Raw genomic sequence first — 21,141 nt, forward strand, 5'->3', positions numbered from 1 at the left:
CGCTAAATTGTTTGCCGCAAGGGTGTTGAATGGGCCTCCAACACAGGCCCTTTTTATTCAGACTCGGCACTTTTCAAAACCTGCCGTGGCGCAATAAATCGCTGACGCCAGGCGCTGGGCGTTAAACCGGTATCACGGGTGAAGACCACCGAGAAATAGTTACTGTCATCAAAGCCGCAGCGGGCGGCAACCTCACTAATCAGGCAATCCTGAGTGCGCAGCAGATATTTTGCCTGGCAGAGCTGCAACTGGCGCAGGTAATGACCAATGGTCATTCCGGTCTGCTGACGAAAAAGCTGCCGCAGCGCCCGCTCACTGAGCTGATTCTGCTGACAAAATGCCGCCAGATCGAAGGGACGGGCAAGGGCACCCTGCAAGGCTGACATTAGCAGATCGAGCTGTTCCCCCTCCGGCAATGCCCAGGGGCGATCGGCAGCGTAACCATGACGGCGCAGAATCAATGCCAGCTGTAAAAACAGTGCCTCAGAGAGCTGCACTGACAGCGGATCGCTTTTGCGGCTTTCACGCTCCAGCTGGCTGATAACACCACGGGCCAGTGACATGCCGCGCGTGGTCAGACGCCAGCAGCTGGGCGAGTCCGGTCCCTGTTGTGGCAGGAGCTGATTCCAGTCAAGGCTAAGGCCAAAGCGGTCACGGCAGTAGAGGATATTATCCAGCACCAGATTGTTGACGCTATCGTAGCTATGGCAGTCACTGTCGCGGATATAAAAAACATCGCCGCAGGTTATCAGCCAGGGACGATCATTGAGGACATGCAGGCCGTTACCGCGCCAGACAATCACGATTTCGCTGAATTCGTGTTGATGGGGCGGAAAGGAGGGTTGGGGCATCCTTTCGGCAACCGCCACCGGTAAACTGGCGGCGGGAAAATAGTCATCCCGACTGAGTATCAACGCCATACTTTGCTCCTTTACAACATCTGCTGGCGCTCCGCTCGCGGTGCGCAGCCAAATTCGCGCCTGAACAGGGTTGAGAAATGGTTACTGTCACCAAATCCACACTGGAAGGCGATATCGGTAATTCGCATATCACTGTGACGCAGCAGATGACGAGCCTGTAACAGCCGCAAACGGTTCAGATAGCGCTGCGGCGTACTGCCGGTTTGCTGTTTCATCTGCCGATGCAGGGTTCGCAGTGACAGGGAGAAGCGATCAGCCAGCTCCTCCCAGACAATCTCGTCACTGTAATGGTCGCCGAGCCAGTCGAGCAGGCGATGCAACCGTGCCTCCTGATCCTGACTCTGCCCGTCAATACAGGCTTCACGCAGCAGCACCAGCAACTGTAAAAAGAGCTGTTCCTGGTGCGCCTGTTTCTCCAGCGACCAGGTATCGTCCTGCTGCATTTTCGCTGTCACGCTCAGCGCCTGCGACAATACTTTATGATTGATACGCCAGTGAGAGGTATAATGCCCGTCCTGATCGCAGGGCAACAAAGCCTGCAGCCCGGAGAGAAAGCGAAACGCGCCGGGACTGCGATAAAGCACATTGGTCAGGCAAAGATTGTCGGTCTGCTCATAGAGATGACGATCGTGATCGCGCACAAAGCAGACACAGCCCGCACATAGCGTCTGCGGCTGACCATTAAACACATGAATGCCGGAGCCTTGCTCCACCAGTACAATCTCATGAAAATCATGATGATGTTCCGGAAAAGCTGCCTGCGGTATGCGGGGTTCAATCGCTATCGCGTAATCGCCTTCGGGAAAAAAATCTGCACTGTGCAATATGGTCATCGTCGTCTCTCGCTGCTTAACAAAACCGTAACGCAGTCTAATCAGGACGCTGTTACCTTACCTTGAATTTTCAGCTGGACTCAGCAGGAATCATGCTGATTTTTCAAGAAATCCCTGGCAGTTAACAGATTTGCGGCAGGGGTCACATCGCCTCTGCTGCCATCTCTGTGATCTCTCTCACCAAGTTCTTTGCCCATCTGCCAGCCACTAACGCCTGTTGGCATTCTCGGGAAGGTGACGACCAGGCAAGATTTTTACTCTGTGACCACTTAATCACAGGGAAAAGTCGCCATGACCAGGAGAAACATTGTTGCTATCGATCTCGGCGCATCCAGCGGACGGGTTATGCTCGCCAGCTGGGATGCCGCGCAGCGCCAGCTGGCACTGCGTGAGGTCCGGCGCTTTAAAAATAAGCGCCAGCGTCGTGCCGGTTATGACTGCTGGGATCTGTCTATGCTGGAGCAGGAGATACGCGCCGGGCTGGCTCAGTTAGATGATGAAGGCATCGTCCCTGACAGTATCGGCATCGACACCTGGGGTGTTGATATGGTGCTGCTGGATGCAGAGGGTGAGCCGGTGGGTGAAGCGGTCAGCTATCGTGATGCGCGCACGCATGGCCTGATGGAGCAGGCGCAGCACGAGCTCAGCCGTAGCGCCATTTATGCCCGAACCGGCATTCAGTTTCTGCCGTTCAATACACTCTATCAGATGCGCGCTCTGCATCAGCAGCAGCCCGACTGGCAGGCCCGCGTGGCGCATGCGCTGATGATACCTGACTACCTGCATTATCGCCTGACCGGTAATCTCAACTGGGAATACACCAACGCGACCACCACGCAAATGCTCAATATTCACAGCGGTGAGTGGGATCGCGATTTGCTCGCCTGGGCGGGCGTTGATGCGCGATGGTTTGGCCAGCCGCAGGCACCAGGCAATACCGTCGGTCACTGGATCAATCGCGCAGGCACGGCGGTTCCGGTGATCGCCGTCGCCACTCACGACACGGCCAGCGCAGTTCTTGCAACGCCGCTGATGCAGGACGACGCCGCCTATCTTAGCTCGGGTACCTGGTCGCTGATGGGCTTCGAAAGTCTGCAGCCCTATGCCTGCGATACTGCACTGCGCGCCAACATCACCAACGAAGGCGGCGCAGAGGGGTATCGCGTACTGAAAAACATCATGGGGCTGTGGCTGTTGCAGCGAATCTGCAGCGAACTGCAGATTGACGATCTCAGCATGCTGATTGAAGAGACAGCCCGTCAGCCCGCCTGTGTTTCACTCATCAGTCCCAATGATGCGCGTTTCATCAATCCAGACAGCATGGTCAATGAGATTCAGAACGCCTGCGCAGAGCAGGGCATGCCGGTGCCACAATCTGCCGCTGCGCTGGCGCGCTGCATATTTGATAGCCTGGCGCTGCTCTACCGTGAAGTAATCCAGGAGCTGGCTCAGTTGCGCGGCAAGCCTTTCAGCCAGTTGCACGTGGTGGGAGGCGGCAGCCAGAACCGCTTTCTTAATCAGCTCTGCGCCGATGCCTGCCAGATCCCGGTCCTGGCAGGCCCGGTTGAAGCCTCCACGCTGGGTAACGTTGGTTGCCAGCTGATTGCACTGGGCGAGCTGACCGATGTGGCTGATTTCCGCTGCAGCGTCATTAACAACTTCCCACTCGAAAAATTCGAACCGCAAACACACAGCGTCTTCAGTGCCAGTCAGGCACGCTTCGCGACGCTGAGTCAACCCGCTAAGGAACCCGCTTATGACTAAGCAGATTGAACAGGCTTTTGAACTGGCTAAACAACGCTACGCTGAAAATGGGGTTGATGTTGAGCAGGCCATCCGCCAGCTGGATCGCATTCCGGTCTCCATGCACTGCTGGCAGGGTGATGATGTCCGGGGATTTGAGAACCCCCAGGGCGCACTGACCGGCGGCATTCAGGCGACCGGTAACTACCCTGGACGGGCACGGAATGCCAGTGAACTACGCAGTGATATCGACAAGGCTATGTCGCTGATTCCTGGCGCTAAACGTCTGAACCTGCACGCTATCTACCTTGAAAGCGACAAGCCGGTGGACAGGGATGCCATTGAACCTGCCCATTTTGCCAATTGGGTCGCCTGGGCCAAAGAGAATAAGCTGGGTCTCGATTTTAACCCAAGCTGCTTCTCGCATCCAAAGAGCGCTGATGGCTTTACGCTATCGCACAGTGATAAAACCGTCCGTCAGTTCTGGATCGACCACTGCAAAGCGAGTCGCCGCATCTCCGCTTCATTTGGTGAGCAGCTTGGCACCCCCTCAATGATGAATATCTGGGTGCCGGACGGTATGAAAGATATCACCGTGGATCGGCTTGCCCCGCGTGAGCGCCTGATGAGTGCGCTGGATGAAATCATCTCAGAAAAAATCAACCCGCAGCATCATATCGATGCGGTTGAGAGCAAGCTGTTTGGCATAGGCGCTGAGAGCTACACCGTAGGTTCTAATGAGTTTTATCTTGGCTATGCCGCCAGTCGCCAGACGGCGCTGTGCCTGGATGCAGGACATTTCCATCCCACTGAAGTGATTTCCGACAAAATTTCCGCCGCCATGCTCTATGTGCCGCGCCTGCTGCTGCACGTCAGCCGTCCGGTGCGCTGGGATAGCGACCATGTTGTGCTGCTGGATGATGAGACCCAGGCTATCGCCAGTGAGATTGTCCGTCACCAACTGTTCGACAAAGTGCATATCGGCCTCGACTTCTTCGACGCCTCAATTAACCGTATTGCCGCCTGGGTTATCGGCACCCGTAATACCAAAAAAGCGCTGCTGCGTGCCTTACTGGAGCCAACCGACCGCTTACGGCAGGCCGAGAACAGCGGCGATTACACCGCGCGGCTTACCCTGCTGGAAGAGCAAAAATCACTGCCATGGCAGGCGGTCTGGGAAGCGTGGTGCCTGCGCCATGACGTCCCGGCTGATGCCAGCTGGTTAGGCGATGTCCGTCATTATGAACAACAGATCTTGAGCCAACGTTAAGGATTTCACTATGCAAAGCATTCTTTCTTCCGGATTTGTTAAGGGAATGGTCAAAGCGACCAGCGACATGTGGCTCAAGGGCTGGGACGAACGTAACGGCGGTAACGTCAGCCTCCGTCTGCTGGAGGAGGAGGTTAAGTCCTTCGCCACCGATTTCTATAAGGAGCCGCGTTGCATTGAGCTGACACAGCCAGCGCCAGCGCTGGCGAATGACTGGTTTCTGGTAACCGGGTCAGGTAAATTCATGCGCAACGTCCAGCTGGATCCGGCGGATTGTCTGGCACTGCTGCAGGTGGATGACAAGGGACTTTCCTATAAAATTCACTGGGGCCTGTCGAATGGCGGTTTGCCCACCTCTGAGCTGGCATCACACTTTCAGTCTCATGCGGTACGTAAAGCCGTCAGCAAAGGCGCAGATCGGGTGATAATGCACTGCCATGCGACCAACTTTATGGCTCTGAGTTACGTGGTTGAGATGGACTCTGCACGCTTTACCCGTTTGCTGTGGGAAGGCAGTACCGAATGTCTGGTGGTCTTCCCGGATGGCGTGGGTGTGCTGCCATGGATGGTTCCTGGCACCGATGAAATCGGCACTGCGACTGCCGGACAGATGCAGTCTCACACCCTGGTGATGTGGCCATTCCACGGCGTCTTTGGCACAGGCCCGACACTCGATGAAACCTTTGGTCTGATTGATACGGCGGAAAAATCGTCAGAAGTGATCGTCAAAGTGCTTTCAATGGGCGGAATTCGCCAGAGCATCACCACCGAACAGCTGATTGCCTTGGGTGAGCGCTTTGGCGTGAAGCCGTGGCAACCGGCGCTGGATGTGGGGCCAGCCAATGCTGCGTAAAGCCTTTGTGATGCAGGTGAATGCCGACTGTCATGCAGAGTATGAGCGTCGTCACTCCCCAATCTGGCCTGAACTGGCTGAGACGCTGAAAGCACACGGCGCGCATAACTATGCCATCTGGCTGGACGCAGAGCGGAGTCTGCTGTTCGCCAGCGTTGAGATTGAATCTGAAGCACGCTGGGAAGCGGTGGCAAAAACCGAGGTGTGTCAGCGCTGGTGGGCATCAATGAAAGATGTGATGCCGTCTAATGCGGATAACAGCCCGATCAGTCAGTCATTGAAACCAGTGTTCTTTCTGGAATAAAGCAGGGAAAGGGCGGCATCGCCGCCCTGATACTCTAACGCTTAGCCTGACACAAGCCGGTCAGCGTTGGCCACATGGCCATCAGCGTATCAATAATACCCTCAAGATCGTCACGCTCTGCGCCTTCGCGCGCGCGCACTGACATGCCCTGCAGCATACAACTCAGATAACGTGACAGCGCCGGAATATTTACTGCCGCACTCAGTTCGCCACGTCGCTGGCGCGCCAGCAAAAAATCACTCAGCACATGCTCCTGCGACTGATGTTGCTGTTGTAGCATGGCGGCAATCTCTGCCGACGCCGCCGACAGGGCAGTTGAGGTGCAGATAAAGAAGCACCCACCGGGAGAGTCACGTTCGGTAAAACAGGCTGCAGTAGAGCGGAAATAGGCTTCAATGGCCCGATCCACCGGTAACTGATCATCGCCTAATGCCGCTTTACGCCATGCGCTGAACTTCTCTACATAACGCTCCATCGCTGCGCGAAATAGTCCCTCTTTATTCACAAATTCTGCGTAGAGGGTTGGCGCTTTTGCGCCGGTTGCGGCGACCAGATCGGCGAGAGAGGTTCCCTCGTAACCGTGCGTCCAGAACAGGGTCAGAGCTTTATCAAGCGCGGCTTCGCGATCGAACACTTTGGGTCGGCCGCGGCATTTTTTTACATCGCAATCCTGAACCTGACTCATACACCCTCTCAGACAGTAAAACATCTTATTAAATTACCGATCATTATAAAAATGTGCAAGGTCCATTAAAAACGTCACCCACAAGCGTTGTCATTTTGTGCGTCGGCGCAATCTTACCGCCCCTATGGTTAAGTCAGAAAAGGGGCTGAAGCCCATAATCACGCCACATCACGAATAAAATAACGCTCATTAAATAAATATTGACGACGAATCGGATCAGAGTCTATCATTTATTTAACGTTCGTTAATTAAACGACGACAACTTGACTCAGACCATCCGAATTCAAATACCGAATAGAGAGAATTTTATGAAAACCATCAAAACTATTTTGGCAGCACTGCTACTGACTACCCTGACCTTTGGCGCTTATGCCGCTGATCTCGTGACCAGTGAGCCGTCTAATCAGCAGCCAGTAGGCACCATCTCAGTACAAGGCGGCACCAACCTGACTTCCCTTGAATCACAGCTGAGTGCCAAAGCTGATGAAGCCGGTGCGAAATCATTCCGCATCACCTCAACCAGCGGCCAGAATAAACTGCACGGCACGGCTGTGATTTATCAGTAATTTGGTTTCAACAGATGAAGTGAGAAGGGGTTCGTTATGAAACGTATCAATATGATGGTCGCGGCGGCGGTGCTAAGTGGCCTCTCCTTTGCCAGCGTGGCGGCCCAACAGGTAAGCAGCACCCCGCTGGATCAGCAAAAAATCGGTGTCATCAGCGCAACGGGCAGCACGAATCTGACCTCGCTGGAACAGCAACTGTCAGAGAAGGCCAGCGATGTCGGCGCAAAGTCTTTCCGCATCACTTCGACCTCTGGCAGCAACAACCTGCATGGCACAGCCGTTCTTTATAAGTAACAGGCGCTATAAATAATCATAAAAAGGCTTCAGATAAACCTACTTATCTGAAGCCTTTTTTATTTAGTACCGCGCTGATTATCCGTTACTGCGTAACTGCGGATAGCGTCGGAAAATATAAACACACCACAGCAACGCCACCAGACCAATCATCCCGCCGACATTCCCCACTTCAGCCATGCCCAGATGGAGACTGACCTGGTTACCCAGCAGCGCGCCCGCGCCAATACCAATATTGTAGATACCGGACATCAGCGACATTGCAACATCCGTGGCATCTGGTGCCAGCGAGAGTACCCGCACCTGCATACCCAGCCCGATCATCATCATCGCCACTCCCCAGACAACGCACAGCGTGGAGATAGCTGCAGGGCGGACGGCGGCAAAGATCAGCAGGCCCATGCAAAGGGTGATCAGCGCAATGGCAGCAATCAGCAGGGCGGAAGGAAATTTGTTACCCAGCGTACTGAAGAGCAGGCTGCCGATAATGCCCGCTGAACCAAACAGCAGCAGCAGCAGGGTTGTGAAATTGCCGCTGGCGTGCGCGACGGTCTGCATAAATGGCTCGATATAGCTGTAGGCGGTGTAATGCGCGGTCACCACCAGCGTCACCAGCAGATACATGCTGACCAGCGCCGGACGACGAAACAGCATCGGGACGCTGCTCAGCGAACCGGTATGCTCACTCGGCAAGCGTGGCAGAATACGTACCAGCATGATCATCAGCACCAGAGCCGAAAGCCCAATTGCGCCGAAAGTGGTGCGCCAGCCAAGATACTGTCCCACTACGCGGCCAATCGGCACGCCCAGCACCATCGCCAGCGCGGTACCGGTCGCCAGCATACTCAGCGCCTGGGTTTTTTTACCCGCCGGGGCAACACGAATCGCCAGCGAGGCGGTGATCGACCAGAACACCGCATGAGACAGGGCGATGCCGACGCGCGATACCATCAGCGACCGGAAATCCCAGGCGACGGTCGAAAGTATGTGGCTGACGATAAAAATCAGGAACAACACGCCCAGCAGCAGCCGTCGCTCAATGTTGCGGGTCAGCAGCATCAGCGGCAGTGAAAGCAGTGCGACTACCCAGGCGTAGATGGTCAGCATGATCCCGACATCAGCCGTCTGCATTGAAAAGTCAGCAGCGATATCGGACAACAGGCCAACCGGCACGAACTCGGTGGTATTGAAGACAAATGCGGCGATGGCCAGCAATACCACGCGTAGCCAGGCAGTTTTACGTGAAACAGTTGTTGGTTGCATGAGGAGTCAAGTCAGTCAGTACAGCGAAATCGGATGTGGCAGAAACATCCAGTGAAAGTGACCTGCGTCACAAATTACTGACCATTGTAGTGAATAAAGCGGGAAGCGAAACCTTATAAATGCCTTTTATTGCTGATTTTTAATTATCTCCCTGTCACAGGGCGATAGCCTGAGGTTATCAGGAGCGAAGAGGTGCAATCATCATTCAGAGCAGCGGGTTACCCTCAGGCAGGATGTCATGGAACAGCACAGCGGGAAGCGTTTCACCTCTGGGCTGTCCGTTTGATTAACGCGATGGCGGAGTATGTTTCAGGGCCACACTAAGCTGACTGGCCTGCGGGTCGCTGTGATTAAGCGGACAGCAGTTTTCGCAGCCGATGGCTCCCGCATAATATTTTTTTGCCTGCAGAATGGCGGCATTCACATGATAAAAACTGCCCAGAAACAGTCGGTTATCCATGTCAGGAAGATGGGGGCAGCCCGCGGCATGAACAACATGATTATCGTTATATCCCGATTGTTTATTAACGTAGTAGTAGAGAGCCACAGGCGGTCCTTGTTGCCGTGTTAAAAGGCAAAGCAGATGAATTATTACAATAAAAAGGATTATAGCGGGAAAAGCACGTTTTGTTTGTTATGGATCTGAAGGGAATGTTCAGCATGATAAGCTGCCAGGCCCGCTGGAGAGGTCGGAGCCTGGCTCGGGAGAAAACGGTCAGAGTCTTTTACTATGCAGACGCGAGGCAACCAGCAGCGCCAGGATCAGCAGAACGCTGATAAACAGCGTGATTCCGCTCCAGCCAAAATTATGCCAGAACAGACCGCCCAGCGTGCCCGCCACGCTGGAACCCACGTAGTAACTGAACAGATAGAGCGAGGAAGCCTGCCCACGCGCCCGGCGTGCACGGGGACCAATCCAGCCGCTGGCGACCGCATGAGCGGCAAAAAAACCGGCGGTGAACAGCATCATTCCAGGCAGAATCAGCCAGAGCGAGTTAAAGGCAGTGACCAGCAAACCCAGCAGCATGATGGCTGTTGCGCCCAGCATCACCGGCCCGCGTCCCAGACGACTGGTCAGCGCACCCGCTTTAGGTGAACTCCATGAGCCGGTGAGATAGACCACTGATAACAGACCCACCACGGCCTGGCTGAGATGCCAGGGCGCATCCAGTAAACGGTAGCCAATATAGTTAAACAGGGTGACGAAGGCACCCATCAGCAGAAAGCCTTCGGCAAACAGCCAGGGCAGGCCCGGATCGCGCCAGTGCAGCCGGAAGTTAATCAGCAGATTACGTGGACGCAGCGTGATGGGGCGGAAATGACGCGATGCAGGCAGGATCTTCCAGAACATCAGCGCTGAGGCCAGCGAAAAACAGCCAATCACCGCCACGGCGATGCGCCAGGAGAAGAGGTCGGTCAGGACACCGCTTAACAGACGCCCGCTCATCCCGCCAATTGAGTTACCGCTGATATACAACCCCATTGAAAAGGCGACGACCCGCGCATCCATCTCCTCGCTAAGATAGGTCATACCGACCGCCGCAACACCGCTGAGCGACAGTCCCATCAGCGCCCGCATAATCAGAATGCCGTGCCAGCTGGTCATGGTGGCGGAGATCAGCGTGCAGATGGCCGCCAGCATCAGAGCGGTCACCATTACCGATTTGCGCCCGATAGCATCAGAGAGCGGCCCGGTCACCAGCAGACCCAGCGCCATCAGGCCGGTAGAGATAGAGAGCGACAGGCTGCTGGTCGCCGGAGAAACACCAAACTGCTGTGACAGCACCGGCAGAATCGGCTGCACGCAGTAGAGCAGGGCAAACGTCGCCAGCCCCGCAGAGAAAAGCGCCAGCGTGACGCGCATAAAAGCGGGTGTTCCCCGCCGGATATGACCTGCTGCGGCAACGGACTCCTGCGGTTCAGCCACCGCTTTCTCATCCACTGTGGCCTGTATTGAGCGACTCACACATCTTCCTCTCAGTCTGAAAACCTGTCGTCAGCTTAGGAAAGTGGCATTATGTTGTCTAATATATTAATAATCTCAAATAAGACGTTTAAAATATGAATATCGAACTGCGTCATCTGCGCTACTTCATTGCGGTGGCGGAAGAGCTCCATTTCGGGCGGGCAGCCCAGCGTCTGAATATTTCCCAACCGCCGCTCAGCCAGCAGATTATTCAGCTGGAGGCGGAGACCGGCGCAAGGCTGTTTACCCGTAACAACCGCAGCGTGCAGCTGACCGCCGCCGGCCATCAGTTGCTGAGCGATGCCCGGGCGATACTGTTGCAGGTTGAGCAGGCGGCCGATCGCGCTTCCCGGTTACATCGTGGCGAAGAGGGAGAGCTGCGGATCGGCTTTACCTCATCGGCTCCGTTTACCGCCGTGGTTTCTGATGCGCTGTTCCAGTTTCGTCAGCGCTGGCCGCAGGTGCATATTCAGATGCAGGAGATCAACACTCGCCAGCAACTGGCACCGTTACATGACGGACGGCTCGATCTCGGCGTGATGCGCAACACGCCGCTGCCCGCCGACCTGCGTCATCAGCTGCTACTGAGCGAGCCGCTCTATGCCGTGGTGCACAAGGCGCATCTGCTGGCTGAGGCTGAAAAGATCTCTGTGACGGCGCTGGCGGCTGAACCCTTTGTCTTTTTCGATCCTCAGGGCGGAACCGCGCTCTATAGCGATATTCTGGCATTGCTGCACCGCTACCACATCAAGCCTTACATCACCCAGGAAGTGGGTGAGGCGATGACCATCCTGGGGCTGGTGGCAACCGGTTTAGGCGTTTCCATTCTGCCCGCCTCCTTTCGCCGGGCACGGCTGGCCGATTTGGTCTGGCTGCCCTTAACGGAAGAGGATGCGATTTCAGAACTCTGGCTGGTCTGGTCAGCCGGACGCGAAATAAATGCGCAGATGGAGAATATGATGGCGTTGCTGCGTGAAAACCACGCCTGAAGCGAGCGTGACACAGCATCAATCTGTGCGATAAATCACATTTCTAATCAAATATTTGACGCTGTCGCCTGATCTGCCTCACCATGGCGCATGTTTATTTAGAAGCGCGAAAATAACCGGGAGCAGGGTTGTGAATCCGGACAGTCAACCTGGCCACATTGACCAGATCAAGCAGACTAATGCAGGTGTCGTATATCGATTAATTGACCGTTACGGTCCCATTTCGCGTATCGAACTTTCCCGCCGTGCCCAGCTTGCTCCGGCCAGCATAACCAAAATTGTGCGCGAGATGCTGGATGCGCATCTGGTGCAGGAGACTGAGTTTCAGGATCCCGGCAGCCGTGGCCGTCCGGCCATTGGCCTGATACTGGATACCGACGCCTGGCACTATCTGGCGATTCGTCTGCATCGCGGTGCCATGACCTTTACGTTGCGCGATCTCAGCAGCCGTGAGCTGGCAGAAGAGAGTCTCCCTCTGCCGGATGAAGCTGCTCAGCCCTTACTGACCTCGCTGATTGACCAGGTCGATGCTTTCTTTATTCGTCATCAGAAGAAGCTGGAGCGTCTCACGGCCATCGCCATTACGCTGCCGGGGCTGATCAACGCGGCATCAGGCGTGGTGCATCGGCTGCCGGGTTATCAGGTACGCGATATGCCGCTGGGCGATGCGCTGGCGGCGCGAACCGGCTTACCGGTGTTTGTGCAGCATGACATTTCAGCCTGGACGCTGGCGGAGTCGCTGTTTGGTGCTTCCCGGGGCGCGCAGGATGTGATTCAGATTGTGATTGATGAAACCGTGGGGGCTGGCGTCATCAGTGGCGGTCAGCTACTGCATAAAAGTGGCCGGGCGCTGGTTGAGATTGGCCATACTCAGATCGACCCTTATGGCCAGCAGTGCTATTGCGGGAATCATGGCTGTCTGGAGACGGTAGCCAGCACCGGCAGTTTGCTGGCGCTGGCGGCGCAGCGTCTGCCTGCCCAGCCTGACAGTCTGCTCAATAACCAGCCGCTGACGCTGACTTCACTGTGTGCGGCCGCGCAGTCGGGTGATCGTCTGGCGCGTGACACCATTGCCAGCGTCGGGCATCACGTTGGGCGGATCCTGGCAATGATGGTCAACATTTTTAATCCACAACATATTCTTATCGGTTCTCCTCTCAATGCCGCCGCTGATGTGCTGTTTCCCGCAGTGCGCAACACTATTCTGCAGCAGTCACTGCCTGCCTACAGTGCTGGTATTCAGCTGGCACCTACTGAATTCAGCGAGCCTGGAACGCTGGGCGGAGCCGCGTTGATCAAAGATGCGCTCTACAACGGACACCTGTTAGTGAAACTGTTGCAAGGTTAAGCAGGCCTGAACTTGCGCTAACGCAATCTGTTCTCATCCTCCATTCCTTAAAATGCCGGTTCGCAGCAAGGTTAATCACCGATTAACCGCAACGGTTCGAGAGGAGAAGTTGAGTGAACAGACTATTTGTTACCGGCACCGACACCGCAGTAGGCAAAACGGTAGTGTCCCGCGCGCTGTTACAAAGTTTTATCGAGACCGGACAGAGTGCTGTGGGCTTCAAGCCCGTCGCGCGCTGTGCTGTCAAAACCGCGGATGGCCTGCGTAACAAAGATGCACAGGTTCTGCAAAGCGCGTCGTCAATCGACCTGGCATACCAGGCGATCAATCCGCTGGCTTTCCAGGAAGAGGAGATCTGCACCCATCCGGGGCAGATTATCGATTACGGATTGCTGACCCGGGGATTAACCAGCCTGACGCAGCAGGCCGATCGGGTGGTTGTTGAGGGCACAGGTGGCTGGCGCAGCCTGATGAACGACGGACGTCCGCTCTCCTGCTGGGTCGTTGAGCAGCAATTGCCGGTGGTACTGGTGGTCGGCATCCAGTCGGGCTGTATCAGTCACGCCCTGTTAACCGCAGAAGCGATAGCGCAGGATGGACTGCCACTGGTGGGCTGGGTGGCCAATCGCATCAATCCGGGACTGGCGCAGTACAGCGACATTATTGAGATTCTGCGTGAAAAAATTAGTGCGCCGCTACTCGGCGAGCTGCCTTATCTGCCGCGTGCAGAACAGCGTGATCTGACCTCTTACATCGATATTTCTCTGCTGGAGCAGAACAATCTGCACGCTGTGAGTGCAAAGATCGCCTGATTATGAAACAAACTAAGTCATCTGAGTCGGCAATGAGCCTAAAGTTTCAGGCTTGTTGTCGGCTGTCTTTAACTATTTCCATTTAGAATTGAAAGACCTGGATCGGATATCGCGAAACCCTGACGTCATGGCGCAGAAAATGCATTAACTCCGCTTATCACACTGAGCTGGAGCCCCATCATGTCGCACTCGCACGAGAAAGGTTTGTTATATGGGCTTGAAGCCCGCATTGGCCCCATCCCGGCGTTCTTTGCCGCGCTGCAACATCTGCTGGCCAGCGTGGTGGGCATTATCACACCCCCCCTGATTATTGGCTCGGTTCTGGGATTGCAGGCCTATATTCCTTATCTGATTAGCATGTCGCTGTTCGTCTCCGGCTTAGGCACGTTTATGCAGGCCAGACGTTTTTATGGCGTCGGGGCGGGCATGATCTGCCTGCAGGGTACCAGTTTCGCATTTCTGGGCGTGATTCTCTCCGGTGGCCTGATGGTAAAAGGGCGCGGCGGTTCGCCCGAAGAGATTATGGCGATGCTGTTTGGCTGCAACCTGGCGGCGGCGCTGATCCCGGTTCTGATCAGTCGCTGCGTCGGCACGCTGCGCAAAGTGCTGACACCAGTGGTAACCGGTACGGTAATAACCCTGATAGGCATCAGCCTGATAAAAGTCAGCATCACTGACTGGGCGGGTGGTCACAACGCCACAGATTTTGGCTCGCCGGGGAATCTGGCGCTGGGTGCGTTGACGCTGCTGGTGATCGTGGCGCTGAACCGCTCGCGTAACCGCTGGGCGCGACTGGTGGCGGTAGTGGCCGGCATCGCGGTGGGATGTATTGCAGCAGCCTTAACCGGTCATCTGCAACTCAGGGCCGCGCCGGAGAGCAGCTGGCTGGTGTTGCCTGCTTTATTCCGGTTTGGTTTCGCCTTTGACTGGACCATTTTTCTGCCGATTGCGCTGGTGTCTGTGATTGCGGTGATTGAAGCGGTCGGGGATCTCACCGCTAACTGCCTGATTTCCCGGCAGCCAATCACTGGTAAACCTTTTCAGCAGCGGTTGCAGGGCGGCCTTGTTGCCGACGGCCTGAGCTGCGTGCTGGCTGCGGTCTTCTCCGCATTTCCAAACACCACCTTCGCGCAGAACAATGGCGTGATCCAGATGACCGGCGTCGCCAGTCGTTATGTCGGTATGCTTCTGGGGATTATGCTGGCGCTGCTGGGGCTCTTTCCCTATGTTGGGTCGCTGTTGCAGCAGATTCCGCCACCCGTACTGGGGGGAGCGACAGTGGTAATGTTTGGCAGTGTAGTCGCTGCCGGTATCCGGGTAATGACCCAGACGCCGCTGGGTCGCCGCGAGATGCTGATTGTCGCGATCTCATTCGGGATTGGTCTGGGGGTGGAAGCGGTGCCGGAGGTGCTGAAGCAGTTCCCGCCGCTGATTAACCATTTATTTGGTCACGCGGTGACAACCGGCGGCATTCTGGCGATTGTGCTCAATCTGGTCCTGCCAGACGAGGCACCTGCGGTGGCAGAGGTGGAGGCGGAAACGCTCACGGAGAGCTAAAAGCTAAAAAGCCGTTAAATGCAGAAGGGCCGATGTTGTCCTTACAGACAACGCAGTAATTCAAAGCGATAGGAGCATACGCCAGTAGCAAAGTATAGCGGGCCAGGGATGGTGGGTTTTGCGTCTTTGCGGCGGGCGTATGCTCCCTGAGCCATTACCTGAAATACCAGAAAGAATGGTCCCATGTAGCCCGTAAACTGATTCGCTATAAGACCGAGTCTGCGAAGGGAACCGGATCAGATCGGAAAGACGCAAAAGAGTCATCCCTGACTGCTCGACCCGCGCCGTCCCTGGCGCGGGACGCTTTCCTCTTCTGACCCAGTTCCCTGCACATTAAACTTTTGTATTGCTGTCAGTTTCACCCGGATTAGGGTTTCTCTGCGATTGAAAGGGCCATGGCGGCCCTTTCGTCTGACTGCACTATGGATTCAGACGACGACGGGTACGACCCGAGCTGAGATAATCCGCGATATAATCCTGCGAAATTTCCCCGCTGTAGCGCCCCTCTTCATCAACAATCGGCATCCAGACCGTGTTGTGCTCATAGAGTTTCGACAACACCACTCGCAGGTTCTCTTCGGCTTTACCGGTCACCTTAAAGGTATGCAGCTTCTCTTCACAGCGGCCGCTAACGTTACGCGCCTCACGACGCTTCACGAAGCCCAGCGGTTTGCCATCCTCATCGACAACGGTAATCGACCGCATGTCGTTATCATCCATCATGCCAAAGGCTTCATCCAGCGGCGTCGAGCGGCGCACGGTGATGGTCGGCTGCTGATCGGTTACGTCACCCGCCTGCACCAGTAACAGACGCTTAAGCGTGCGGTCCTGACCGACAAACGAGCCAACGAAATCATTGGCTGGCGTCGCGAGCAGTTCATCCGGACTGGCGCATTGCACGATCCTGCCCTGACCAAATACCGCGATGCGATCGCCGAGTTTCAGCGCCTCATCGATGTCGTGACTCACCAGCATCACGGTTTTCTTAAGCTGACGCTGCATGTCGAGAAACTCGTTCTGAATCACTTCACGGTTAATCGGGTCGACAGCACCAAACGGCTCATCCATCAGCAATACCGGTGGATCCGCCGCCAGCGCACGAATGACGCCGATACGCTGCTGCTGACCGCCAGACATCTCACGCGGATAGCGGTGCAGGAACTTTTTAGGGTCCAGTGCCACCATGCTCATTAATTCCGTGGCGCGCTCATGACACTGCTTCTTATTCCAGCCCAGCATGCGTGGCACAACGGTAATGTTCTCTTCGATAGTCATGTTGGGAAACAGGCCAATCTGCTGGATCACATAGCCAATGTTGCGGCGCAGGGTGGTGGTGTCCTGAGTACTGGTATCTTCGCCATTTATCAGGATCCGACCACTGGTGGCCGGAATCAGACGGTTAATCATCTTCAGCGTGGTGGTTTTGCCGCAGCCTGATGGCCCCAACAACACGCACATCTCACCGGCTGGCACATGCAGGCTGACGTTATCGACGGCTTTATTAGTCGTGCCGTTTTTCTGGGTAAAGGTTTTCGTCAGGTTTTCCAGCGTAATCATTATCGAATCCCCTTTGGAGTCAGCGCCTGCTGCAAACGGTGCAGCAGCCAGTCAAGAAAAATAGCCAGCAGACAGATCATCAATGCGCCGGCAATTAACATACGAATATCACTGCCACTGATACCATCCAGCAGCAGCTGGCCCAGACCGCCCGCGCCAATCACGGCGGCAATCGCCATCACGCCAACATTCATCACCACAGCGGTTCGGATGCCACCAAAAATCACCGGTAGCGCCATCGGGATTTCAACCCAGCGCAGACGCTGCCAGAAGGTCATGCCAATGCCGCGACCCGCTTCACGCAGACCGTCCGGCAGATTCTCCAGCGCGGTGTGGGTATTACGCACAATCGGCAGCAGCGAGTAGAGGAACACGGCGGTAATGGCTGGCAGCGCACCGATGCCCTGACCGATCAGCGAAAACAGCGGGATCATCAGACCAAACAGCGCAATGGTCGGGATAGTCAGTACTACGGTAGCGATACCGAGGATCGGCGTTGCTAACCATCTGACGCGTACGATCAGAATGCCCAGCGGCACGCCAATCACAATGGCCAGACCGACCGCAACCAGCACCAGCCAGCTGTGCTGCCAGCTCAGAGTGAGCAGGGTGCTCCAGTTATCCATGATGTAGTGAAGGGTATCCACAGTGCCTCCTTACAGCATGTTTTTGGATTGAAGGAAATCACGTGCCACTTTTTCCGGTGACTGATGATCGATATCGACCCGCTTGTTCAGCTCGGTAATCGCCTCATTGGTGATCTGTGCAGAGAGCTGATTAAGGGCACTATCCAGCCCTGGATGACTCGCCAGCACATCCTGACGCACGACCGGCGTCACGTTGTAGCTCGGGAAGAAGTGTTTATCATCCTCCAGCACTTTCAGGTTAAAGCCCTTAACCCGGCCATCGGTGGTGTAGATCAGACCGGCATCCACAAATTCGTCGCGAATGGCGTTATAGACCAGGCCCGGATCCATCTGACGGATCTGCGGGCGATCCAGCGCCAGGTTATAAGTCTTCTGCAGCGGTTTCAGGCCGTCTGAACGACCTGCAAACTCCAGGTCCAGTCCCAGTCGCCAGTTGTGGTCCGGGTCAGACTGACGAACCTGTTCCACTTTCGCGACCAGCTGTGACATCGTAGTGATGCCCTCTTTTTTGGCCCGCTCCTGAGTCATGGCAAAGGCGTAGGTGTTGTTCATCGGTGCCGGGTTCAGCCAGACCAGCCCCAGTTTTCCGTCCAGTTTTTTCACCGTCTCATAGGCCTGTTGTGAAAACATCGGCTGGCTGATGTGGTTGAAGATAATCAGTGACGTACCGGTATATTCCCAGACCATATCAATCTGCTTATTCAGCAGCGCGTTACGGCCAATGGTGGTGGCGATATTACGTTTGGGCACCACCTCAAAGCCTTTTTTCTGTAGCCACAGCACCGTCATCGCTGACAGGATATGCTGTTCGGTAAAGCTCTTGGTCGCCATCACCAGCGGGGCCGCCGCCTGTGCCGTCTGGCTAAGCAGCAGCGTCGCGGTCAGCGCGACAGCGCTTTTCTTAATCCACTTCGTTAGCATTGCAAAGCTCCTTGTGGTCAGGCCGCAGCGTGCGGACTCAGAAAGCGGCCCAGCGCGGCCAGCATCATATCCAGAACCAGTGCCACCAGCGCAGTAGCAACGGCACCCAGAATCAGTGTCGGAAAGTCATTCAGATAGATACCCGGGAAGATCAGCTCACCAAAGCTGCTGGCACCAATCAGGAAGGCCAGTGGCGCGGTGCCGACATTGATGGCGGTGGCGATGCGCACGCCTGCCAGGATCACTGGCATCGCGTTGGGCAGTTCAACCTGACGCAGACGTTGCCATTTGGTCATGCCGATGCCGTTGGCGGCCTCAATCAGCGACGGAGGAACTGCGCTCAGACCGGAGAAGGTGTTGCGGACGATGGGCAGCAGCGACGCCAGAAACAGCGCAATCAGCGCCGGACGGTCGCCAATCCCGATGATAACCATCGCCAGTGCCAGTACCGCGAGCGGTGGCAGAGTGTTACCGACATTGAAAATCTGCATCACATACTCGGCCCAGCGACGCGCAAACGGGCGACTGAGCAGGATGCCGCTGGGAATACCGACCAGCAGAGCGAACAACATTGACCAGAAAACTAAGAAGAGGTGTTGCTGCCCGAGATAAAGCAGATCGACTTTACGTGCGACCAGCTGATCCCAGCCTAAGCCCCAGATCAGTACTGCGATCACCGCGACCACTGCAAGCAGTGCCAGACCGGCGCGTCGGGCCAGTGAAGCATTTTGCATAGGAGAATCTCCCTGATGACGATCTCAATTGTTATAACAACCATAAACAGCCCGACAGGTGCGACAAAAACTGCCGCCGCACCCAAAACCGAAACTGCGATAAAATGTAGATAAAATGACTGTTTATCCACTCTTTTTCAGTAAATACCGAACAAGATGGGGTAATGCTATAGCAGGCCTTTTTTTCATAAGCCAGCTTTTAAGTCATCTATCAGGCAGATAGAAACAGGTTAAAAGTGTGTTAAAGCCGCGTAGCCGCTGGGCTAATGCGACAATAAAAAATATTCATCGACTTTAGGTGACACCGTCACAGATGGCGCAGAAGATGCGCACGCGCGGGAAACTGCTTTGGCTGTTTTTGAGCTAGCCTTGCAGATTAAAAAAGGAACCCTATGACTGAAAGCGCACAACTCCAGACCGGGCATCGCCACTGGATCTTAATTGCCTGCATGCTGGCAATGTTTATGGCGGCCATTGAAGTCACTATTGTGGCCACTGCGATGCCGACCATTATTGCTGACCTTGGCGGTTTTTCTCAGTTTGGCTGGGTCTTCTCAATCTATCTGCTGACGCAGGCGGTCAGCGTGCCGCTTTACGGGCGGCTGGCGGATATGGTGGGTCGGAAAACGATGTTATTTGTCGGCACCGCCATCTTCCTGGTGGGATCGGTGCTGTGTGGCTTTGCCCACACCATGACCTGGCTGATTCTTTTCCGGGCGTTTCAGGGCCTGGGAGCGGGCGCGATTATGCCGCTCAGCTCCACCATTGTGGCCGACATCTATTCACCGCGTGAACGCGCCAGCGTGCAGGGCTGGCTCTCCAGCGTGTGGGGTGTGGCGGCGATAGTCGGGCCATTGACCGGCGCCTGGCTGGTGCAGCACTTTAGCTGGTCGGTGATTTTCTGGGTCAATCTGCCGATAGGCCTGATCAGCATGCTGATGCTGGCGCGCTGGTTACCGGCGCACCAGAAGGAGGAGACAGCGAAGCCGCTGAATCTGGCGGGCAGTAGCTGGCTGATGCTCTGCGTGACCGCGTTGCTGATTGCGCTGTTGCAGGCTGAACAGCTTGGCGTCTGGCTGGTGCCGTTCCTGCTTTTCTCCCTGTTCGCGGGCTGGCAGCTTAAACGCCATGAGCAGCGTTCAGCGGCACCGCTGTTTCCGCTAATCATCTGGCGCAGCCGGCTTATTGTGGCGGGCAATGCGGGCAACCTGATTATCGGAGCGGCTATGATGGGCATCAGCGCGTTTCTGCCCACCTGGATTCAGGGGATACACGGCGGCTCACCGTTACAGGCGGGCAGTGTGCTGGCGATGATGTCAATTGGCTGGCCGCTGGCCAGCACGCTGAGCGGCAGGCTGATGCTCCACACGTCCTACCGCTTTACCGCCCAGCTCGGCGCGCTGTTGCTGGTCGCTGGCAGCGCCTTGCTGCTGTTCCTGCAGCCCGCCAGCTCCCTCTATCAGGCAGGCTTCACGGCGTTTCTGATTGGCACCGGCATGGGGATGACCAGTACCACCTTCCTGGTCTCTGTGCAGAACCAGGCGGACTACCAGATCCGCGGGATCTGTACCGCGTCTATCATGTTCAGCCGGATGATCGGGTCGGCGGTGGGGACGGCGATTATGGGCGCGGTGCTGAATCTCAATCTGCAGTGGCGACTACCGCAGGTGCAGGATCCGGTACAGCAGGTCATGTCTGAACCCGGTCGTCAGCAGTTACAGCCGGAAAACCTGCAGCAGATGGTGGCGGCGATAGCCGTCTCACTGCACTGGGTGTTTGTAGTCGCACTGGTCATTGCGCTGTTTGCGGTGGGGGTGGCATGGATGATGCCGCGTCAGCGGCCGGAACAGGCGGACTAGCTGGCAGGGCGACAGGATGT

Annotated in this window: 21 protein-coding genes; 11 read left to right on the top strand and 10 right to left on the bottom strand. The window is 55.8% G+C overall.

What is annotated here, in order from left to right; genetic code table 11:
- Positions 1 to 53 precede the first annotated feature (53 nt).
- A complete protein-coding gene (gene rhaR, locus ACTJKZ_RS04780) occupies positions 54 to 920 on the bottom strand; it encodes an HTH-type transcriptional activator RhaR (RefSeq protein WP_161735872.1) in 867 nt (288 codons plus the stop codon).
- Between the two features lie 11 nt (positions 921 to 931).
- A complete protein-coding gene (gene rhaS / locus ACTJKZ_RS04785; protein ID WP_440829308.1) occupies positions 932 to 1,753 on the bottom strand; it encodes an HTH-type transcriptional activator RhaS in 822 nt (273 codons plus the stop codon).
- A gap of 291 nt (positions 1,754 to 2,044) precedes the next feature.
- Here rhaS and rhaB point away from each other — a divergent pair, with 291 nt between their 5' ends.
- Genes rhaB through rhaM form a run of 4 tightly spaced genes read left to right on the top strand, consistent with a single transcriptional unit; the run spans position 2,045 to position 5,923 of the window.
- Positions 2,045 to 3,517, top strand: a complete 1,473-nt coding sequence (gene rhaB, locus ACTJKZ_RS04790; RefSeq protein WP_222924002.1) for a rhamnulokinase — start codon at positions 2,045 to 2,047, stop codon at positions 3,515 to 3,517.
- Positions 3,510 to 4,766, top strand: a complete 1,257-nt coding sequence (locus ACTJKZ_RS04795) for an L-rhamnose isomerase (protein ID WP_161735876.1) — start codon at positions 3,510 to 3,512, stop codon at positions 4,764 to 4,766. The genes rhaB and ACTJKZ_RS04795 overlap by 8 nt, the downstream gene beginning before the upstream one ends.
- 10 nt (positions 4,767 to 4,776) lie before the next feature.
- Positions 4,777 to 5,619, top strand: coding sequence for a rhamnulose-1-phosphate aldolase (gene rhaD / locus ACTJKZ_RS04800; RefSeq protein ID WP_440829309.1), 843 nt, complete (start codon positions 4,777 to 4,779; stop codon positions 5,617 to 5,619).
- Positions 5,609 to 5,923 (top strand): L-rhamnose mutarotase, encoded by a 315-nt coding sequence (gene rhaM / locus ACTJKZ_RS04805; protein WP_161735880.1) that lies wholly within the window; start codon positions 5,609 to 5,611, stop codon positions 5,921 to 5,923. The genes rhaD and rhaM overlap by 11 nt, the downstream gene beginning before the upstream one ends.
- A gap of 34 nt (positions 5,924 to 5,957) precedes the next feature.
- Here the strand turns inward: rhaM and ACTJKZ_RS04810 are convergent, their stop codons facing one another.
- The gene (locus tag ACTJKZ_RS04810) at positions 5,958 to 6,608 is read right to left on the bottom strand and encodes a TetR/AcrR family transcriptional regulator (RefSeq protein ID WP_222924005.1); all 651 of its coding nucleotides are present in this window, start codon (positions 6,606 to 6,608) and stop codon (positions 5,958 to 5,960) included.
- A 308-nt stretch (positions 6,609 to 6,916) separates the two neighbouring features.
- On the opposite strand from ACTJKZ_RS04810, the gene bhsA (ACTJKZ_RS04815) reads away from it, so the two are divergent.
- Together bhsA (ACTJKZ_RS04815) and bhsA (ACTJKZ_RS04820) are read left to right on the top strand one after the other, a co-directional pair.
- On the top strand, positions 6,917 to 7,174 hold the full coding sequence (bhsA, locus tag ACTJKZ_RS04815; protein ID WP_253421967.1) for a multiple stress resistance protein BhsA: 258 nt from the start codon (positions 6,917 to 6,919) through the stop codon (positions 7,172 to 7,174).
- Positions 7,175 to 7,210: 36 nt separating this feature from the next.
- Entirely contained in the window at positions 7,211 to 7,468 is a 258-nt protein-coding gene (gene bhsA, locus ACTJKZ_RS04820) for a multiple stress resistance protein BhsA (RefSeq protein WP_090960886.1), read from the top strand.
- A 78-nt stretch (positions 7,469 to 7,546) separates the two neighbouring features.
- On the opposite strand, the gene ACTJKZ_RS04825 is transcribed toward bhsA (ACTJKZ_RS04820), so the two are convergent.
- From ACTJKZ_RS04825 to ACTJKZ_RS04835, 3 genes are all read right to left on the bottom strand, one after another.
- Positions 7,547 to 8,731: a sugar transporter gene (locus ACTJKZ_RS04825; RefSeq protein ID WP_161735885.1), complete on the bottom strand. Its 1,185-nt coding sequence runs from the start codon at positions 8,729 to 8,731 to the stop codon at positions 7,547 to 7,549.
- A gap of 286 nt (positions 8,732 to 9,017) precedes the next feature.
- The gene (locus ACTJKZ_RS04830) at positions 9,018 to 9,278 is read right to left on the bottom strand and encodes a hypothetical protein (protein ID WP_033732735.1); all 261 of its coding nucleotides are present in this window, start codon (positions 9,276 to 9,278) and stop codon (positions 9,018 to 9,020) included.
- Positions 9,279 to 9,446: 168 nt separating this feature from the next.
- Positions 9,447 to 10,697, bottom strand: a complete 1,251-nt coding sequence (locus ACTJKZ_RS04835) for an MFS transporter (RefSeq protein WP_222924008.1) — start codon at positions 10,695 to 10,697, stop codon at positions 9,447 to 9,449.
- 95 nt (positions 10,698 to 10,792) lie between these two features.
- Here ACTJKZ_RS04835 and ACTJKZ_RS04840 point away from each other — a divergent pair, with 95 nt between their 5' ends.
- The 4 genes from ACTJKZ_RS04840 to ACTJKZ_RS04855 all read left to right on the top strand — a co-directional run bounded on the left by ACTJKZ_RS04840 (position 10,793) and on the right by ACTJKZ_RS04855 (position 15,403).
- Positions 10,793 to 11,686, top strand: coding sequence for a LysR family transcriptional regulator (locus ACTJKZ_RS04840; protein WP_161735890.1), 894 nt, complete (start codon positions 10,793 to 10,795; stop codon positions 11,684 to 11,686).
- Positions 11,687 to 11,816: 130 nt separating this feature from the next.
- On the top strand, positions 11,817 to 13,034 hold the full coding sequence (mlc, locus tag ACTJKZ_RS04845; RefSeq protein WP_161735892.1) for a sugar metabolism global transcriptional regulator Mlc: 1,218 nt from the start codon (positions 11,817 to 11,819) through the stop codon (positions 13,032 to 13,034).
- Positions 13,035 to 13,147: 113 nt separating this feature from the next.
- Entirely contained in the window at positions 13,148 to 13,846 is a 699-nt protein-coding gene (bioD, locus tag ACTJKZ_RS04850; protein ID WP_161735893.1) for a dethiobiotin synthase, read from the top strand.
- A 180-nt stretch (positions 13,847 to 14,026) separates the two neighbouring features.
- Positions 14,027 to 15,403 (top strand): nucleobase:cation symporter-2 family protein, encoded by a 1,377-nt coding sequence (locus ACTJKZ_RS04855; RefSeq protein ID WP_440829310.1) that lies wholly within the window; start codon positions 14,027 to 14,029, stop codon positions 15,401 to 15,403.
- A gap of 420 nt (positions 15,404 to 15,823) precedes the next feature.
- Here the strand turns inward: ACTJKZ_RS04855 and osmV are convergent, their stop codons facing one another.
- Genes osmV through ACTJKZ_RS04875 form a run of 4 tightly spaced genes read right to left on the bottom strand, consistent with a single transcriptional unit; the run spans position 15,824 to position 19,262 of the window.
- On the bottom strand, positions 15,824 to 16,960 hold the full coding sequence (gene osmV, locus ACTJKZ_RS04860; RefSeq protein WP_222924011.1) for an osmoprotectant ABC transporter ATP-binding protein OsmV: 1,137 nt from the start codon (positions 16,958 to 16,960) through the stop codon (positions 15,824 to 15,826).
- Positions 16,960 to 17,607 carry an osmoprotectant ABC transporter permease OsmW gene (osmW, locus tag ACTJKZ_RS04865; RefSeq protein ID WP_010244802.1) on the bottom strand — a complete coding sequence of 216 codons (648 nt, stop codon included), beginning with the start codon at positions 17,605 to 17,607 and terminating at the stop codon, positions 16,960 to 16,962. The genes osmV and osmW overlap by 1 nt, the downstream gene beginning before the upstream one ends.
- A gap of 9 nt (positions 17,608 to 17,616) precedes the next feature.
- Entirely contained in the window at positions 17,617 to 18,528 is a 912-nt protein-coding gene (locus ACTJKZ_RS04870; RefSeq protein ID WP_440829311.1) for a glycine betaine ABC transporter substrate-binding protein, read from the bottom strand.
- 17 nt (positions 18,529 to 18,545) lie between these two features.
- Positions 18,546 to 19,262 (bottom strand): ABC transporter permease, encoded by a 717-nt coding sequence (locus tag ACTJKZ_RS04875; RefSeq protein WP_222924012.1) that lies wholly within the window; start codon positions 19,260 to 19,262, stop codon positions 18,546 to 18,548.
- A gap of 392 nt (positions 19,263 to 19,654) precedes the next feature.
- Here ACTJKZ_RS04875 and ACTJKZ_RS04880 point away from each other — a divergent pair, with 392 nt between their 5' ends.
- The gene (locus tag ACTJKZ_RS04880) at positions 19,655 to 21,121 is read left to right on the top strand and encodes an MDR family MFS transporter (RefSeq protein WP_285085753.1); all 1,467 of its coding nucleotides are present in this window, start codon (positions 19,655 to 19,657) and stop codon (positions 21,119 to 21,121) included.
- Positions 21,122 to 21,141: the final 20 nt, after the last annotated feature.

It is taken from the genome of Pantoea sp. 22096 (assembly GCF_052045955.1).
Taxonomy (GTDB): domain Bacteria; phylum Pseudomonadota; class Gammaproteobacteria; order Enterobacterales; family Enterobacteriaceae; genus Pantoea; species Pantoea alfalfae.